Below are 18,691 nucleotides of genomic sequence, written 5' to 3'. Positions count from 1 at the left end.
ACTGTCCACTCTGTCTTACCACCTGAAACGGGTGGGGTCGGTCAGCCTTTACTGGTCGTTGCCTGATGATGTCTCATGATGTTGAGATGAAACGTCGGTTTTTCCAGCTAATCGGTGGAGCAACGCAACCCGGGTGCACTCGACTGGACATGCGCCCACCATGATATGCGTCTGAATGGCGTGCTTCCAGCGCTTTTCTGAAAGGTGTCCGCCACTACAAGCAACGGCCATGCAAAATGCTGCTCGTCGGATCGTTGAAAACGACCTGTGTTCCTAGAGTGCCCCATTTGAACTGGTCCGACGTTATGCTTATTAAACAGAGGACGGAAAATGGCGAACAAGCGGCACAAACCCGAGAAAATAGTTCGGAAAAAGTCCGCTTTCCCCACGAAGCCGCATTTGCATCAGCACAAACCACCACGACCATGTCGAGGCCGCCGCGTAGTTTGGACGGCGGCCCCATGTGCCTCTTCTCAAGCCTCATCAGTCACGCGACAGGTAACCGCGATACAAAACGCGGCACGGCGGAGGGTTGAGAAGGAACGGCTCTCCTTGGCCTTTTTCGAAACCTTCCGCAGCATGATCAGTCCGGGGGCTGTCGGGCAGACACTGGTACCATGACCACTGGACTCCGTCTGGTAGTTCCCCTTGGCACCTATGGCCGTGCACCAAGCCTTTTCCGCAGCCTCGGGCGTCACATCCGACGGGAATCGGATCAGGATGTCCAGAGAGGACTTGGGGAAGGCCTTTGGGAACAGCTCTAGCCAATTCTGTGCGGCGGGGGCCCCAAGGAAACGTAGACAAGGCCGATGTCGGTCCGCATGGGTCAGCACCACCATAGACCATTTCAGCATATTCTCAGGCGGCAATGTCTCTGCATCGGCCAACAGCCTTGCCAGGAATCGCACTTCGCCCGGCTGATCTGCAAAACGGGCGACTGGCCAGTTGGGGCGGTCCTGGTCGTGAGCTCCAACATGGCGGGCCCCCTTTTTCTGGGTGGTTGCCGCCATCAGGTCTTCGGCGGTCGCCAGCATGTGGGTCACCTGATCCCGCATGATGTTGAGCTGATCGGCAATGGTCAGCGTGTCCGTGTCATGTTCGGCCATTTTGAGGACCGCATGGACGACCGTCGGCGTGACCCTGACCGGCTTTGCTACGCGAGGCTCGGGTGAGGGTAACTGTCCCGTTCGCGTGGTGCGCCACGCGATATCCATCTTATTCACGAGTGGCCCGCGCAAGTCCTCCAGCCGGACCGTATCATTATCGTCGATGAAGGGTCGCAGGCTCCGACGGTTGAGGCCAAGCCACCGAGCGGCAACAGAGGCCGGCAACCGCTCCTCGGCGCTCTGGATCAGGCATCCAAGCGCCAGGTCGGTCAAGTGGCAATAGGTGGTGCCGCTGATCGCGCTGAGATCGCGGTGCCCGGCCAACGCCGAGATCTGCCTTGGGGCCCGGCGCGGGTCCGGACAGACGCCGAGCAGCGCGTGCCGGATGCGTTTTTGCCGCTTCGCGTTCCAGCCGCTCACGGCTTCGATCGTGTCAACTGCATCTGCACCAAGATGGAACAGAAGCTGCAGGGCACTGATCAGCGTGTGCCGGAAATCATGCGGCCTCACCGCGATCCCCAGCATCTGGCCAAGAGTGCGTTGCAGTAGCGTGCGGAACGTCCCTGTGTCGAAGCGGTCGCCGGGGAAGAGCGTGCCCAGATCGAGAAGCTTGTCGCGGGTCTTGTCCGGTACGGTCGCCCGGCGCGCCACGAAGCTTTTGACCTGTGCGACGACCTCTGGCGGCGCGAAGAGGGCGAGGGGGATCAGCCGGCGCGCGGCCTCCGATTTCAGACCGTGACTGCTTGTGGCGTGCACAAATACCGTCAAGTCAGTCCCGATGTCATCGACCACGCGCCCATGGGCCTCGTCGATCCGCAAGCCGCCCCAGGCAACCAGTGCGAACGCAACGGCGTAACACTCGGCCATGTCCGGGCTCAGGTCGGTGGTCTGCAGGATCGCGTCAAACACCTCGGGATAGATGGCCATGGGCAGGGCAGCGGTACGGACGAATGTGGCGCTGGCTTTGCCCTGATCTCCAAAGCCGGAAAAATCAGCGTCGGGCCAATCCAAGACCCGCTCTGCGTGGCGGGCAAAATGCGCGAGGCGGCCGAGCGGATGGGCCGGATTGGCGTAGGATGAGCGCGCCAGAACCTGCTCGAACATGTCTCGCAGAGCCTCTGGTGTGAGGTTCCTCGGGTCGTCCTCGGTCATGACCGCCAGTACGTGCCGACCCACGATGGAATGATAGTCCTTCACGGTGCGTGGCTTGTCGCCGTTGCGAAGCAGGGTCCGATACCAGCTGACCAGAGCTTCGAGGGAGTGCCAGATCCCGACGGCCTCCTGTTGAAGGGTCTGCAGGGCATCAGACATTGCTTTGCGCCCCTTGACCGAGGACGTTGCCGCATGGGTGTCGAGGCACTCTTTCAGTGCCTCCAGTAGCTGCGCCTTGGCATGATCCGCAGGAGCAGGGCGCGGAGCAGCTGATTTTGGGGTGCGGGAGGGTTGCGGTTGCGCTGTCCTGGCCGCGCCTCGAGTGTCCGGAGGCTCCTTCAAAGGCTGACCACGCGTGCACAGGGCGTCCCACGTCTCAGGCAGCACCGAGAGGCCAACGCTATGCCCGGACGCCACGGCCTCGACGCTGACCGGGAGGGCGACGCCCGAGACATGTTCGAGCGCAGCCAGCGCTACGAGCGGGAACCGGGTGGCCGGTACTTGTTTCTTCAGCTCCGGCGCCCCCAACAGGTCCAGCATGTCGGTGTAGAGCGCTGCAGGAGAGGACGGGACGTGATAGGTCAGGGGCCCCAGCCGGCGCCATCGATCGATCAGGGCCAGCGTTGTGACATCGGGGAACCAGCGCAGGTATTCGCTGCCGGGATTTGTGTTGGTGTGCTGCTGCGTCCCCTTTGCGATTTGCAGATCCAAGTCGATCCAGACGAGGTTGGGAAACGCGTCGGCGCCAGTGAGTGTCAATTCCCCCGAGCCAACTGCACGCGCCAACGCATGCAAACCTTCCAAACGACAAAGCCCCCCACGCAAGGCAGCACAGGCCAGAATGAGGCGCGGCAAGTCGGCCCCGAGCGTGGAGCGCCCGGCCGCTGTCAGCATCTCATCCAGGCGGTGCCTCAGGTGGATGATCTCCATCGCCTGCGGAGGCCATTCGGCATCCCGGAGCGGAGGAATGGCGGCCGGTGGGCGATGAAGATGTGATTTCTTGAGGGACAGACCCCGCCGGTCGTTTACCCGCTCGATCACGCGGGCGACGATGCGGTTACGGTCTTTGGGGCCGAGGTCAGGACGGCGGTCCGCCACTGCGGTCTCGATCGCAACAGTCCAGTCTTCTGGGACGGCATCGCCGCGTAGCAGCTCATCTACGATCTCGACAGCCATCACTGTATCGCGGTCAAAGCATACGTTCATTGCGGCAGCCTCCGTACCTCGGGGGCGTGAAGACCAAGATCCGCCGCATGCTCGTCAATCGTGTCGGCTAGGCTCTTCAGATCACGTGCTTGGTAGGCGCCGAGGGGCAAATACTGCGCAGCCTGCCAGCCGCCGTGTCCCATCCAGTAGTCAATCATCCAACCGGGGGTGTGCGAGGCGACAAGCCGGGTGCGCCAGTAGTGGCGAAACATGTTCCGCTCTTGCCGCCGTTGCTTGTGGACCTTCCAGAAGTCAGAGGATTTCAGGGCCTCCGGCTTGTCTGTGCATTCAGGGATGTACCACAAAGGCGCGCACTGCCCCTTGAGCGAAGCATCGATATGGGCCGCAAGGTCCGGCGATGTGATGCTCGCCCATGGGTGCAGGTTTTCCAGATGGTCCCGCAGGGCGCAGAAAGTTTCAGCCAACAGTCTTGGTATAGGTAGCCAACGTGCGTCATCTACTTGTCGGTTGCCCTTATCCTCGAGCCGCATGGTGGGGCAGGGACCTTCGAGGATCATCTGGCGAAAGGATGAGCAGGCTTCGCCGTGGGGTCGCATTGCAGTTGTGAAGGCGACGATGCCCGCGACCTTGTTCACTAATGCTGAGTGCAACTGGTGGACGGCATAGGGTCGCCGGGTGGTAAGGCACTCTTCCGCATCAGCGAGCTGGTGGTCCAGCTCGGAGAAAAACGTCGCCACGGCTTCACGCGATGGTACCCGACGTGAACCAATCCGGTTGTTGGAACGGGTCAAGGCGCAAACAGCCGTTTCACGCTCAGTATCACCCAGCCAATTGGTCTGGAACTCGGCATAGACCCGGTCCAGTTGGGGCGCCGTCACCAGCGTGTAGTATATCTGTGGGCATGTCCGGATGTCTTGGCGCGTTAGCAGTCCTGCAAGGGCCGCATCAATGCCGACCGATTTCAGGGCCGCAGGCAGACATTGGGCAACTCGGCTGAGACGCTGCGCCCGACCGGGCCGCCGCTTCAACCATTGCTTGGCTTGCCCTTCGAAAGCATCGAGGTCGAGGTCTCCCTCCAGGATCTTGTGAGCTGCGGTGGCAAGCCACGTGGGCAGCATGATAACAAACCCACCGCTGGCGGGCTTTGGCGCGCCTGTGACAGCAGGTGCGAATGCAAGTCCCATCTTTTCGCCCGACACATGCCACCATGGGGTGCCGGCGACCTTTGGCACACTCTTCGACAGGCGCACAAGCATCTCGAAGCTGCTGCCGAGGCATAGACTCATGGCGAGCATGACAACACCGGGCTCTGCGCCGTGGGCGATGGCCTTGCGGAGATCTCGGGCGAGCGCGCGGGCCTCTTCATGTGTCAGATGCCGCGACGCCGTCATGGCCGACACAGGGGCTTCGGTCTCAAGCAGGTCCTCGATCACATCGTCAAGGTTCTCGTGGGTGGACTTCAACCAAGTCACCTCCGCCACATCTGCCGCTTCTTCCAAAGTGACCAGCGGCGCGTCGTCATGGTCGTGCTGGACCAGGTCGAGAACAGGCTGAACCGGGACGTCTGCAGACAGCGCGCAAGGTGCTGTCAGCTCTGCCGCCAAGCGTTGGCTACGCTTGGCGGCCTTGCGGGTGACGTCGCCCACATGTCGCCGTGGGCTCCCCGCCAGATGATCTAGATGGCGCCTGATGTCTTCGATTTGACCAGCATGCGCATTGCCGACCGTACGTTCGCGCCCTTCCCATGCGTTTAGTGTCTGTCGTACCTGCCAAAGGCTGAGGTCTAGGACAGAGGGGAGCCGAGCACGCTCACCGCCCCATGCCTGATCCATCGCCAGTTTACGAACCGCCCTGACCGCAAACGCCCACGCCGTATGGCACTGGTCTTCGTCATCGATCGCGTGGAGCGCGCCGGCGAATACCCAGGCGCGCAGCATATCGATAGACGGCGCTTTGGATTGAGCCTCGCTTGGCCTGTGTCCGAGAAGATCACCAAGCGGGTAGGTTTTCAGCTTACGGTGGATCGCTTGCCGAGCGTTCTCGAGGGAAACGTTCTCCACCTCGTGCCCAGCAAATAATCGCGTGAAGCATGCCTCCACTTTGCTCTTGGCGGCATAGTCCGGCAGCAGATTTAGCAACCTGCGCCCTTCGGCAGCAAATTGTTTCCGCGCGACGGGGCAGGGCGGCAGAAGTTTTTCCAAGGGATCGCTCATCGCTGCGCCCCCCGGAAACGGCTCACATCCACTGCGAGATGACGTGCAAGTGCAGCATCGCCGATCTGGCCAATTGCCGTCTTTGTAACGTCTTCCGGAGACAACAGCAGGGCGCGCTTGAGGTCCTGGAACCCACCTCTTGGATGCAACTGGTTGAAGGCAAGCTTGGTGATTTCGGCCCAAGCAAAGCGCGTGATGTCCGCGCCCTCGAGCCCGTCGAAAACAATCACGGGCATCGTTTCATGGTCGGCAAAAACCATGCGCGCGGCGAAGTTGCCAAAAAATAGTGCTCGCCCTTGGTCACTGCGCACCACGAGGAGAGGATCGGCCAAAGACGGGCTGATCCGCGCGGATACACGGATGTTGCGATATGTCTCAAACGCGGGCGTTGCGAGGGGGTGGAGAGCAAGCTTGGTGTTTGGGATCCACCGTGCGTTCTTCGGGAGCGGACGCAGGCATAGCGGTGCCATGCCGCCGGAGCGGGTACTTTGGGTCATGGACAGACTCCAGTCTTCAATGGTCCGTGGACCAGACAAAAAGGATGGCTAAGGCACGCTTCTGGCAGCGGCCGAGGCCGAGTTCATGTGAAGAGTGGAGCATCAACCCGATTTGAGTTCGGGGACGCCGTATGGAGGATCGCATCCAATCCAAGGAGCACTGGTCGCCACGCATGCGCGGAGAACCAACTAAAGCATCGTCGCCAAGACCGAAGCCTTAAAGTCACGACGAACACCGTGCTATGGGCGGGTCCATACTGTCGTGTGTCCACGACACCGCCGGTGGCTAGGCAGGCAAAGCCCTTCACCTGGAAGAACACCCGAGAAGAGCGTTCTGTTTTGGACGCCTGGGGCGCGTCCGATATGTGTGACGACAACCATCTAACAAGACTAAGCACCTGCCGCGTGCGCTTGCGTTCCGACGGCGAGCGCCGGTGTGGATGTCGCTCCGGTTCCAAACCGGATCTCTGAGGCACCGAGTGCCTTGGAATCGCTGCACGTTGTGCAGGCCAGTGACCTGGATTTTTGGGCCACTTTTTTGCGGAACGCGGGAAACAACCCGCATTCGCATCGTCTTCACGCCATCACGGTACCTACACCCGCGGCGGATCGCAAGAGCGCACGCGTCAAGCGATAGGATTGATACCGCATTTACTGATGGCGAAGGATATGAAATGTTTTGGAAATTCCCCGTCTCGCGCTCTGGCACTCCTTGCGTGTGGCAAACCCACGCAAACCGCTCTATGGCTTTTCTGTCGCAGTTCCTCCTGTGTTTCGAGTTGTCCCCATTTCGATCGGCGATGTTGGAAGAACCATGGTAGCTCAGGCATACCTCTGGGCATATGCTTGCGTCGGAGATGGAAATCACCACGACTGGAGGCCGTAGCTGGATCGTGCCGTGCTGGACGTGCGTTGCGCCGAAGAACGGGAACGTGGATGTGAGTCCGCATTTAAGATACGCAACCATATGAAATAAAGGGAAAATATAGGGGCCCGGCATTCGTGCGCGTTTTTCCCGGAAAACTTGCATTTAAGGGGCTTGGGTTTTCCAACACCACGTCCAGCGCTGAACCCGCATTTGTGTCTGGGTAAGGTGTACTATCGGTTCGAACCTATACCACATTGAGCTTTTGCTTCGTGTGCGACAATGACCGGCAATTCGACACCACCGGTCCTATGAGCATGGGAGGCTCGCGCGTCTCAGAAGCAGGCCATTCCGTCCAACAAGATCCCGTCTTTGATACGCATGAGGTGTTTGGGCGGCTGCAGCTTACGGACCAGCGCTGGTCCCTGCTTCTGACGAGAAGGGCTACATCGTTGTAACCAGCGCTTCGCCACAAGCGCCGTTGACCACTGCCTACAGCAGATCGCTGTAGACGAAGTGAATGTCTAGATTGGTCAGGACAGGTGTCGCGATTCGGTCGGCGGGGACGCGGATGAACTGGCGGAGGAAAATCTCGCCGTCGCGGGTAATGGTACTGCCGGGCGTGGTGCGGATGCGGGTGAGAACAAACCATTGCCCTGGCGCAAGACTGTCGAATATGAACGCACCGTCGGCGTTGCACACCGTGCGGCGGAAAGCGTTTGACAGCGCGGGATCCTCATAGCAGGCGCGCAAGGCGAGGATCGTGTCTCGCGGGAAGGCCGTCTGGACGCGCCGGTCGATTTCGCGCGTGAAAGCCGTGTCGGGCGCGAGCAGGACGGTGTCCGCGGCGCAGGTGACAATGCTGCTGTCGCGTCGACGGTAAAAGGCGGAGCCTTCGACCCGACCGGAGCCCTCGGCGGTGAATGCGGCGACCTCAACGGGATCAAAGGGAATGTCCGGGATACCTGGCGCGCAAGATGATCAGAAAACGCGTCTTTAACCCGCATTTGAATAACCTTAATACCTTAATATTATGAGGTTTCCTGGACTCAGCGCATGGTTCTGAGGGTTCTACGGCCAAACTTGTCGTTTCTCCGGGCCGGTTTTCCAAAGTCTGGCACCCCCACGAAGCCGCATTTGCATCTGCATGGACCACCACGACCATGTCGAGGCCGCCGCTTAGCTTCGCCGGCGGCACTATGTGGATCTTCTCAGGCCTCAGCTGTCATGCGACAGGCCACCGCGATGCAAAACGCGGCACGGCGGAGGCTTGTGAAGAAACGGTGACCTGCCACTGAACCGCGCCGGGTTTGCCGGAGGCTTCAACTCCTGAGCAGGACGAAGCATCATGAGCAAGACGACGAACAAGTGTTCCCCCGACGTACGCGAGCGTGCCGTTCGCCTGGTTCTGGACAATCCCGGGCAGCATGAGAGCCGCTGGTCCACTGCACGGCAGGGCATTGCATGGCAATGTCCCGAGAGGAGCGATCTTGTCGATTTCCTCGAAGATCGGGTGCGCTCCCCAGACGCTGAACAAATGGGTCAAGAAGGCCGAGGTTGATCGCGGAGATCGCGCCAGTATTTCGACCGAGATGGCTGAGAAGCTGAAGGCCTTAGAGCGGGAGAACCGCGAGCTGCGCCAGGCGAACGAGATCCTTCGCAAGGCGTCAGCATATTTTTCGATGGCGGAAGCGCGGATGTTTTTTGCATCTTCGAGCGCGCCATCGCGAAGCGCGCGTTTCTCTGCCATTTCGAGTGCGGCCAATTCACTGTCACGTAGTCCTTGGGCCTGCAGCCATCGAGGATCACTGCGGGGCAAATGCCAGCGGCGGCGGCGCTGATCATCTTCGGTAACGCTAACCTGAGGAAACACTGCTTCAAAAGCACGCATCATGCGCTGTGCGGTTCGGTGATCACAGGCGAACTCGTCCGTCACGTCCTGCAATCGGATTCCATCATACCGCGAGGTCACCATGTCAGCGACGCGCAACAGATTGGCAGCTTTTGAGAAAGTCATGCTGACGGCCTCATTTCAAATTTGCGTTTGTTGTAGTATCCCAGCATGACAATTTCTGTCATGCTGACAGATTGGAGCCACCCCGCAAACCCTGAGAAACGACTTTCAGATGTCGAGAGACCACATTCGATATCGCCCTTGCCCGGTCACTTCGCGGATCAAACCCCTTGCCTCCATCCACGCCAGATTGCGCTGAACGGCGGCGCGACTGGCTCCGGTCACGGTTTCTGCCATTGGAGCGGAGACCAAGGGCCATTGAGAGAAAGTTCTTCGCAAGGCAAGCGGCGTGCGGCCAGACAATTGCGCCATGACGTTTTCTGCCCGACCCGTCCACGCTTCAATATCGTCAAGTGTTCGCATCACCGTCAGAATTGCGCTGTTCATCCCATCCAGCCAGCGGGCCAAACGTTCGGGTGGCAAGCCCGAAACACGCAGCCCCCCTGCCCCGCCCATGGCGAGCGGTGCGAAGACGGCGCCGCTTCCGTCTCTGGCCGCGATCCTGGACGCCGTGACGGCGGCTTCGATCTGGTCGCCCTGCCCACCGAGACCCGCCAGACTCCAGAGATGAAAGCCCATGCAAGCCCGCGTGATCGGGTGGAGCTCGCCCGCAGCCGCCATGACGTCCAGCCATCCGCCCGCGCGATCTTTGAAGCGTTCGGCGTTGTCTTCAATGTTCTTGGGATCGCGGCGATTCAGGAAGGCGGCCAAGTCAGACTCCGGTCCCGGACCGCCTGTCAGGCGCCGAACAGCCCATCCAACGCGTGCCAGCGCATTCGGGTCATCCTGTGCACCCGACAGCCGCATCGATATCCAGAGCGCCAGACGATCAGAACTCACCCGGTCCCCTGCAAACCAGCTGAGTTCCGCTGCCTCGATCAGTGCGAGGCGGTGCCGCCAGCCTTCAGGACCGCGCAGTAGCCGGTCATCCAGAGCACCCAGGCGTCCAGCGACCCGTGCCAGTCGCGCAGCGTGAATGCCTTCTGCCTTTGCCCAGTTTTCGATAACAGCAGTGTCTGGCGGTTCCGCCCGTGGCCCGGGAGGCAAATCATCCGGTTCTTCCTCGAGTGGCCCAGGCAGAAACCAGAGATCGTCTTCGTGAGCCTCTTCATCCTCCTCGATGGTGTTGAGGGGGTCATCGAAATCATCAGTCAAAGTAGAGGCTTGCATATTCATATATGCAAAATACTGAGGTTTTGCACATTACCCAAATGATTTTGTGGCGGTTGCCGACACTTATTACACAGTATGCGAGCGTGACTGCCAGTGAAACCGCTCAGACCGCGCTTAGCGCAAGGAAACCAAGGGTTTTTGGAGGAGCACGACCAGAGAGCGCTTGCTTGCATTTGTTTACAAACGGTCGTTTATTAGCGATACCTTAAATTGCAAACGGCCCGATTTCATGTCCCTGATAGGCTATGCCCGTGTTTCCACAGAGGATCAGACCCCCCTGCCCCAGTCGGAGGCCCTTCAATCTGCGGGATGTTCCGAGATTTTCGAAGAGCACGCCTCAGGCGGCAATCGCGCCCGGCCGGTGCTTGCGCGGGTCTTGGAGCGCATTAGCAAGGGCGACACTCTGGTTGTCGTTCGGATCGACCGGCTTGCACGGTCCTTGTCGCACTTGCTGGAGGTGATCGAGCGGTTGGAAGCCAAGGGAGCTTTTTTCCGCTCCCTGCAGGATCCAATCGACACCGCATCGCCGCAGGGCAAGTTCACGCTGCAGGTTCTGGGCGCCGCGGCCGAGTTTGAACGCGCTCTGATCCGCGAGCGTACCAAGGCGGGTCTTGCCTCTGCGCGCGCCAAAGGTCGCGTTGGTGGCAATCCTGGGCTTCGCACCAAGGACCCCGCCGCGCTGCGCAAGGTACGGCTTGCCCGGCAGGATGGCTACATGGAACGCCTGAACGAGACCGCGCAGGATTGGGTGCCGCATGTGCGGCGCCTGCGGCCGGATATGGCTTGGGAAGATGTGCTGCGGATCATTAATGGCCCCCTGCCCCACGGCCGCCACTGGACCCAAAGCCGTTTACTCCGCGCTGTGAAGGCATATGTGCGGGACGGGTTCCTGCCCGCTGAAGTGCTTGGACGCGCTGGACGTCGCGAAACCGACGATCGCCTGCCTGCGATTGTCGCTGCAATCAAAGGTGCTGACCCCGAGATCACCTTGCAGGCAATCTGTGACCGACTGGAATCCATGCGTGAGCGCACCCCTCGCGGTCGCACCAGCTGGCAGCCTTCCTCAGTCAGAATGCTGCTGGAGCGTGCTGAAAACCTGGGGCTCCTCTGAGGATCACACTTGTGTTGGCCTAACCGATTGCCACTAAATCTAGAAAGTGCTTGCACGAATCTGGTTGGTCGGGCAATAGTCTCGAAAAATACCGCGCGGTCACATAAAAAACGCGCCCACGGATCGGGGCAGACATGAGCGAATTAGAGCAGGATCTAGACATCGCCATCGGGCACTACGCGGAACTTCTCGCGTCGAACCTGCATGCTCAGCGCGCCGCACACTTCCCTCCGGATGCAAAGAAGGTGATGCGCACTTTGACCAGCGGCGAAGCTGCTGAACTCCTTGGCGTCGACCATACCTATCTTCGGAAGCTTCATCGAGAAGGAAAGATCGTTGACGTTGAGACGACGGCTGGAAGTCATCGTCGCTATACGCTCGACGATATCTGGGAAATCCGGCAGACGCTTGAAGGAACCGCAAAAAAGTCTGGAACTTACGTGCCTGGGCGTCGCGACGGTGACGAGCTTCAAGTTATTTCAGTGGTGAACTTCAAGGGCGGGTCCGGCAAAACGACGACGTCTGCTCACCTCGCTCAGCGCTTGGCGCTCAAGGGGTACAGGGTTCTTGCGATCGATCTCGACCCCCAAGCATCTCTATCGGCTCTTCACGGAATCCAGCCAGAACTCGACCTTATGGAGGGCGGAACCCTCTATGATGCCGTTCGCTATGACGATCCGGTTCCGATCGCCGAAGTGATCCGCAAGACCTACATCCGCGGCCTTGATCTTATCCCGGGCAACCTTGAACTCATGGAGTTCGAGCACGAGACGCCTGCTGCTATCCAGCGAGGCGGAGCGAAAGCGTTCTTCGCGAGAGTTCATGACGCACTCGATAGTGTTGAAGCGAACTACGACGTTGTCGTGATCGACTGCCCGCCGCAGCTTGGTTTCTTGACGATGTCAGCACTTTCCGCGTCCTCGGGTGTCCTCGTGACGGTTCATCCGCAGATGCTTGACCTCATGTCGATGTCCCAATTCCTGCGAATGACCGCGGATCTCCTGGGAGTGATCAGGGATGCAGGCGCAAATCTGCGCTTCGATTGGCTGCGCTTTTTGCCAACGCGATACAAAGTCGGCGACGCGCCACAAACCGAAGTCATCGCTTTCATTCGCGGACTGTTCGGGAGGTCGATTCTGACCAATCACATGGTTGAATCGACCGCAATTTCTGATGCCGGCTTGACCAAGCAAACGCTCTACGAAGCTGACAAGAAGGACTTCACGCGTCAGACGTTTGATCGTGCGATCGAATCCATGAACGCAGTGAACGATGAGATCGCTGAAATCATCCAGAACACATGGGGGCGGAATGGCAAGAAAGCCTAAACTTGGCCTGCCGCTGCAGACCCTTCGCAACGCTCCTGACGCTCTTGAAGGGCGCCGACTGCGTGGCGGTGTATTTGAGATCGATCCGGTGCAGATTGTTACCGAAGGACGGTTGGATGACAGGCTTCAGATTGAAGTTGAGGGCCTGAAGAACTCTATCTCCAAGAACGGTCAGCGTGTGCCTGTATTGGTCCGCCCACTGGAAGGCGATCGCTACAACCTGATCTATGGCCGCAGACGCCTAGAAGCATGTCGCGAACTCGGTATAAAAGTTCGAGCCATCGTCACGGAAGTTGAGGGTGATCAAGCGCTTCGAGATCAGCTTCTCGAGAACCAAGAGCGTCGTGATCTGAGCTTTATTGAACGTGCGCTTGTTGCAACGGCGCTTCTGGACGGTGACCATTTGGAAGGGGCTGAGCGCACCAATCGAGGTGTCGCCGAAGTCCTTAACCTCCATGAAGCTGGGGTTTCACAACTCTTGAGTGTCGTTCGGACAGTCGGCGAGGAACTCATCCAGGCAATTGGTGCGGCTCCCGGTATTGGTCGCCCAAGATGGGAAGAACTCAAAAAGGCCTTGGGTGCCTACGACGGTGATCGAGACCAACTGCAAGCCGCAGCTCATGCAGCTAAGTCCGAAAGTTCCGGCTCGGTGGATGAGGTTTCTGATCGTGCGTTTCTCGCAGTTCTGGAAGCTGCGAAGAGCGCGGAGAGGAAAGCAGGTTCGCCTCGCAAGGGTGCGCCTGCTTTGGAGATCCCCGGTGTCGGAGCTGCGACAGTCAAGACCGGTCGCCAAGGCAAGCAGCTAAAACTCGATCTGACTACCGATGAACCTGAATTTGTCAGCTGGTTGGAGGGCAATGCCTCAAAGCTGATTACCGAGCTTCATGAGCGCTGGAAGCGTTCAGGAGACTGAGGAAGAGCAACCAACAAAAAGGAGGCACGATACAGGCAAAAAAGAAAAAGGCCCCGAGAAGCTAGCTTCACGAGACCTTTTTAAGGTTTCGCACCGGGATCAGCCCGCTACAAAATCTCAGTTTTCGCACTTCTGAATGTAGCGTTCTGGCCCCTACCCCGCAAGCGCAAAGCGATTCGCGGGCCCTAGAAATTTTGCCTTCGTGAACGTTTTCATGGAGTACACACCGATTTCGCCGTTTATGCGGCCGATCTCGCAGGCCCATCTGCGCGTGATTGAGCGACCCGAGGCTTCTGTTCCGGGTAGACCCGTCAACAAGTGGGAACTCCTGCGCGAGCTATCCAAGGCGCAAGCGGCCTTTGGCGTGTCAGAACGTGATTTGACTGTTTTGCAGGGGCTCCTCAGCTTCTTTCCAGATGATGCACTTGGCGGAAACGCCGAGATGGTAGTCTTCCCCTCGAACAAGGCGATCTGTGAGCGCCTGAATGGTATGCCCTGCTCCACGATGCGTCGTCACCTCGCGCGTCTTGTCGATGCTGGTTTGCTCCAGCGGCGTGATAGCCCCAATGGAAAGCGCTACGTCCGCAAGCACGGCGGAGAGCGCGTCGCTTTTGGTTTCGATCTTTCCCCGCTCTACTGTCAGTCCGAAGAGATAGCACGGGCCGCAGAGACCGTACGTGAAGCTGAGGAGCGCGTCAGGCGCCTGAGAGAGGTCGTAAGCCTCATGCGACGCGATCTCGCGGCCCTCGCGGAGTTCGGAGACGAGATGCAGCCGGGCCTAGGCTTCTGGGATCAGCTTCGCGACAAGGCCGCCCTCACAGCCCGCGCGCTTCGCCGCAAGCTTTCAATTGAGGACCTCGCGGCCTACCGAGCCGACCTTGAAGGTCTCCTTGACCAGGCACGCAACATCATTGATGGCCCTGAAACAGAAGAAATGAACACCAATGATGCCCAATTTGAGCGTCACCATCATAATTCAAATAAAGAATCTATAGATCTTGAACCTGCTTTAGAAAAAAGCCGGGCGGTGGCCGGCATGCCAGATGTGGACACGGATGAGCCTGTGGCTGGCGTCGATGAACAGGACACAAAAAACCTGCCAAAGATCCCGTTGCATCTAGTGATCGCGGCATGTCCCTCGCTCAAGACCTTCTACCAAGGCGAAATCCGGCATTGGCATCAGCTTTTCGACGCGGCATGCCATGTGCGGCCAGCTATGGGGATCAGTTCGTCTGCATGGGAAGAAGCCCAGCGGTTCATGGGTCCGGAGCAAGCGTCGATCGTCGTTGCTGCCATGCTGGAACGCTTTGAGGACATCAGATCGCCTGGTGGATACTTGCGAGCTCTGACCGCCAAAGCTGCGGCCGGTGAGTTTTCCTGTGGGCCGATGGTCATGGCATTGATTGGGCGACGATCTGCAGCTTAACAGCTGTTAAGGTTGAGAGACTACGTACTGTTCCGCCACCTCGGGACTGACGACTTAACAGCTGTTAAGGTCATGTCTCGGGGGCGTCAGAATAAGAGAGGGAAAGGTTTGTTGGTTTGAGGGGTGCCGGGATGTGAGATAGAAAGAGTGGCTTCCGGCGCCCGTCGTGGAGAAGATCTGATGGCGAAATCTGCCCAGAAAGTCACCCTGTCCCCGTCCCGGGACATTCCCTTCGGCAAGCTCGTGCTGAGCCAGTCCAACGTCCGGCGCATCAAGGCCGGCATCTCGGTCGAGGAGCTGGCCGAAGACATCGCCCGCCGCGCGTTACTGCAGAGCCTGAGCGTTCGGGCCGTTCTGGCGGATGACGTGTCCTAGACCGGCAAGTTCGAAATCCCCGCTGGTGGTCGGCGCTTCCAGGCCCTGTCACTCCTGGTGAAGCAGAAGCGTCTGGCCAAGACGACGCCCATTCCCTGCATCGTACGGGATGCCACTTCCGCGATCCTCGCCGAAGACGACTCGCTCGCTGAGAACATGCAGCGCGCAGCCCTGCATCCGCTCGATCAGTTCCGCGCCTTCGTGGCGCTTCGGGAGAAGGGTGAGGGCGATGAAGAGATCGCAGCCGCCTTCTTCGTCACGCCGCAGGTGGTCAAACAGCGCCTGAGACTCGCCGCCATGGCCCCTGCCCTGCTCGAGCTCTATGCCGAGGACGAGATGACGTTGGAGCAGCTGATGGCCTTCACGGTCAATCCGGATCATGAGCGCCAGATTCAGGTCTGGGAGGCGATCAAGTCGTCTTGGAATAAGGAGCAGTATCAGATCCGGCGGATGCTGACGGAAACTTCGGTGCGGGCCTCCGATCGTCGTGCCGTCTTTGTTGGCATCGCGGCCTATGAGGTTGCTGGCGGCACCATGTTGCACGACCTCTTCCAGGGCGACGATGGCGGCTGGCTGGAAGACCCTGCCTTGCTGGATCGTCTGGTCAGCGAAAAGCTACAGGCTGAAGCCGAAGCGATTGCGACCGAAGGTTGGAAATGGATCGAGGTCTCGCTCGACCTGCCCTATGGCTACAGCCACGGCTTGCGACGGCTGAGCGGAGACCCGGTGCCGATGACGGATGACGAAGGCGCGGCCCATGCCAAGCTGCTTGCCGAATACCGGGCGCTCGAGGAGGAATACGAGGGCCAGGATGAATTCCCCGAAGGGATCGACGCACGTCTTGGCGAGTTGGAAGTCGCGATGGAGAAACTCGAGGCCCGGCCGTTGATCTCCGACGATGAGGAGATCGCGCGGGCAGGGGCTTTCATGACGCTTGATCGCTATGGCGAGCTTGCCGTCTATCGGGGCTTTGTGCGGCCCGAGGATGAGCCTCGGGAAGACGCCGACGTCCACAGCGGTGAACAGGAGGCAAACGGGCAGGGCGCTGAGCTTTCAGCGGGGAGTAATGTGGATGGTATCGGCCACGGCACGGTAATTACTTCTGCTGGTCAGGCGCTTGGTGCGAACCTGCCCGACGACGAGGACGATGGTGCGTTGAAGCCATTGCCTGAGCGGCTGGTCATTGAGTTGACGGCGTACCGGACACTGGCCTGCGCGAAGCTGTCGGTCGCTCCCCTGACGTCGCGTTGACACTGCTGCTCCTGAAGCTCGTCAATGACACCTTCCGGACGTCCAGTTTGGCCGGCTGCTGCCTCGAGGCTTCGGTTCGTCACGTCTACATGTCGGCGCAGGCGAGCGATCTGAAGGACAGCGTGGTGGCCAAGCTGGTGGACGATTTCCACGCGGAGTGGGAAGCCGACCTACCGCTCGGCGACGATGCCGCTCTTAGGGACTAGCTGGCGTCCCTTGATCAGGCGAGTCGGCTGTCGCTGCTCGCGCATTGCCTCAGCTTCGGAATCAACGCGCTCCACGAGAAGGTGAATCTCTATGGTGCCGGTATCTCCGCCAGCGGTTTGACCAAGCGGATGGCCCAGTCCGACTTGGTCGCACAGGCGGTCGATCTCGACATGGTCGAGGCGGGTTGGGAGCCGACGGCCGATACCTACCTGAACCGGGTACCCAAGGTCCGGATCCTCGAGGCCGTGCGTGAGTCGAAAGGGGAGGGGACGGCGCAGCTCCTCGATCATCTGAAGAAGGGCGAGATGGCGACCGAAGCCGAGCGTCTGCTGAAAGGCAGCGGCTGGTTGTCAGAGGTTCTTCGCCGTCACGACCTTGCAGCACTCGACGACGCGGAAGGGCAGGGGGCGCCTGAGCCCGGTTCCGACGCCGGCCAGACCGATGAGGTCGATCTGCCTGCCTTCTTCACCGCTGACCTCCCGGATAGTGAGGCGCCGATGATGGCTGCGGAGTGATCTGCGCCATCCGAGAGCGGGGAAACCCGCCCTTAATCACATAAAATACAACAATATCAATAAGATGAATGCAAAATGACGTATTCAGGATGAGGAATCATGTCTGCAACGACCATTCTCGACACGGCGCCCCTGAGGGCCCCGACGGCTACGATGCTTTCTACAACGGCGCGCGGCCCCAGCCGAAACGCCCCCTGACCTCCAAAACCGTGTCCGAAGTCCGCGCTTGGCAACGGTTGGCGGCCAACCGTCGTAACTGTCCTCCGGGCGCTCTCGTCTCCTCTGCCGCGGGCCGGTACCAGATCGTATCTGGTACAATGGACCACCTGATCGAGTCCCTCGGCCTCACAGGCAATGAACCGTTCAACGCAGCGATGCAGGATCGCATGGCTCTGTTCCTGCTCCACGAAGCCGGATGGCCGGAGTTTCTGTCCAGTCAGATCAACCTGCGTTCTATGGGAACCCGCATCGCCCATGTGTGGGCTGCCTTCCCCGCGCTCAACGGCCCCAAGGCAGGCCGCAGTGTCTACCACGGGTTCAACGGCAACCGGGCGACACAGAAGCAGAGCGAGTTTCTGGCGCATAACCCACTAGGGTCCAGACTCATTTGGCCCACCAGGCGATTGCAGCGGCGAGGAAGACGCCTGAGAGGAAGATATCGGCTCGCTTGTCGTAACGTGTTGCGATGCGGCGGAAATCCTTTAGTCGGCAGAACATCCCTTCGACCACGTTGCGTCCGCGATACGCAGCTTTGTCATAGGTGTGCGGATGCTTGCGGGTAGGGTTTGGCGGGATAACTGTTTAGCAACCGCGCTCGGCCAGCCAGTCGCGCAATCTGCGCGCATCGTAGGCGCGGTCCGCCAGCAGGCGGCGTGGGGTCGGGATGCGCTCCAAAAGCATCGCCACACCTGTCAGGTCATGCGCCTGGCCCGGCGTCAGGCACAACGCGACGGGCCGCCCGATGTCATCGGTCAGGGCATGAACCTTGGTCGTCCGTCCGCCGCGTGATCGTCCGATCGCCTGCGCAAACTCCCCCCTTTTCCGCCCGACGCCGAGCGGTGCGCCTTGATCGACGTGCTGTCGGCGCTGGTGGTGCCCACCACACCGGAAGAGCCTGAAAGAACATAGAAAACATCCTCCCACACCCCCTGCTTGGACCATCGGTTGAAGCGGTTGTAGATCGTCGTATAGGGACCATACTCCGACGGGCAGTCTCGCCATCGCGCTCCCGTTCGCAGCATATGCAGAATGCCGGAGATCACCCTCCGATCATCAACCCGCCGCGCGCCACGCCGACCTGTCGGAAGGTGCGGCTGGATCGCAGCCCATTCGTCGTCACTCAGCCAATAAAGGGTCTTTGCCATCGTTCGCTCCCGCC

General features: G+C 59.8%; 9 protein-coding genes and 3 pseudogenes. 6 read left to right on the top strand and 6 right to left on the bottom strand.

Annotated features, from left to right (window positions below; all coding sequences use genetic code 11):
* Nucleotides 1-473: 473 nt before the first annotated feature.
* From DSHI_RS20645 to DSHI_RS20630, 4 genes are all read right to left on the bottom strand, one after another.
* Complete coding sequence (locus DSHI_RS20645; protein WP_157865458.1) at nt 474-3,434, bottom strand: site-specific integrase; 2,961 nt, start codon at nt 3,432-3,434, stop codon at nt 474-476.
* Nucleotides 3,435-3,460: 26 nt separating this feature from the next.
* Complete coding sequence (locus DSHI_RS20640) at nt 3,461-5,638, bottom strand: hypothetical protein (protein WP_012187395.1); 2,178 nt, start codon at nt 5,636-5,638, stop codon at nt 3,461-3,463.
* Nucleotides 5,635-6,135, bottom strand: coding sequence for a hypothetical protein (locus DSHI_RS22090; RefSeq protein WP_012187394.1), 501 nt, complete (start codon nt 6,133-6,135; stop codon nt 5,635-5,637). The genes DSHI_RS20640 and DSHI_RS22090 overlap by 4 nt, the downstream gene beginning before the upstream one ends.
* A 1,357-nt stretch (nt 6,136-7,492) precedes the next feature.
* Complete coding sequence (locus DSHI_RS20630; RefSeq protein ID WP_012187393.1) at nt 7,493-7,753, bottom strand: hypothetical protein; 261 nt, start codon at nt 7,751-7,753, stop codon at nt 7,493-7,495.
* A gap of 674 nt (nt 7,754-8,427) precedes the next feature.
* On the opposite strand from DSHI_RS20630, the pseudogene DSHI_RS23170 reads away from it, so the two are divergent.
* A pseudogene (locus DSHI_RS23170) lies at nt 8,428-8,589 on the top strand (hypothetical protein); the annotation flags it as partial.
* Nucleotides 8,590-9,122: 533 nt separating this feature from the next.
* Here the strand turns inward: DSHI_RS23170 and DSHI_RS20625 are convergent.
* A complete protein-coding gene (locus DSHI_RS20625; RefSeq protein WP_012187391.1) occupies nt 9,123-10,190 on the bottom strand; it encodes a hypothetical protein in 1,068 nt (355 codons plus the stop codon).
* A 226-nt stretch (nt 10,191-10,416) separates the two neighbouring features.
* Between DSHI_RS20625 and DSHI_RS20620 the strand changes: the two genes are divergently transcribed.
* The 5 genes and pseudogenes from DSHI_RS20620 (at nt 10,417) to DSHI_RS20600 (ending at nt 17,313) form a co-directional block, all read left to right on the top strand.
* Entirely contained in the window at nt 10,417-11,298 is an 882-nt protein-coding gene (locus DSHI_RS20620) for a recombinase family protein (protein WP_012187390.1), read from the top strand.
* A 134-nt stretch (nt 11,299-11,432) separates the two neighbouring features.
* Nucleotides 11,433-12,626 carry a plasmid partitioning protein RepA gene (gene repA, locus DSHI_RS20615; RefSeq protein WP_012187389.1) on the top strand — a complete coding sequence of 398 codons (1,194 nt, stop codon included), beginning with the start codon at nt 11,433-11,435 and terminating at the stop codon, nt 12,624-12,626.
* Nucleotides 12,610-13,539 (top strand): plasmid partitioning protein RepB, encoded by a 930-nt coding sequence (repB, locus tag DSHI_RS22075; protein ID WP_083768441.1) that lies wholly within the window; start codon nt 12,610-12,612, stop codon nt 13,537-13,539. Before repA ends, repB begins: the two co-directional genes overlap by 17 nt.
* 214 nt (nt 13,540-13,753) lie before the next feature.
* Complete coding sequence (gene repC / locus DSHI_RS20605; protein WP_012187387.1) at nt 13,754-14,965, top strand: plasmid replication protein RepC; 1,212 nt, start codon at nt 13,754-13,756, stop codon at nt 14,963-14,965.
* Nucleotides 14,966-15,145: 180 nt separating this feature from the next.
* Nucleotides 15,146-17,313: pseudogene (locus DSHI_RS20600) on the top strand (ParB/RepB/Spo0J family partition protein).
* Nucleotides 17,314-17,916: 603 nt separating this feature from the next.
* Here the strand turns inward: DSHI_RS20600 and DSHI_RS22070 are convergent.
* Nucleotides 17,917-18,677 (bottom strand): annotated as a pseudogene (locus tag DSHI_RS22070) (IS5 family transposase).
* Between the last annotated feature and the right edge of the window lie 14 nt (nt 18,678-18,691).

This window comes from Dinoroseobacter shibae DFL 12 = DSM 16493 (assembly GCF_000018145.1).
Lineage (GTDB): Bacteria > Pseudomonadota > Alphaproteobacteria > Rhodobacterales > Rhodobacteraceae > Dinoroseobacter > Dinoroseobacter shibae.
The sequence above is the reverse complement of the archived record's forward strand: the minus strand, read 5'-3'. Positions and strand labels throughout refer to the sequence as shown.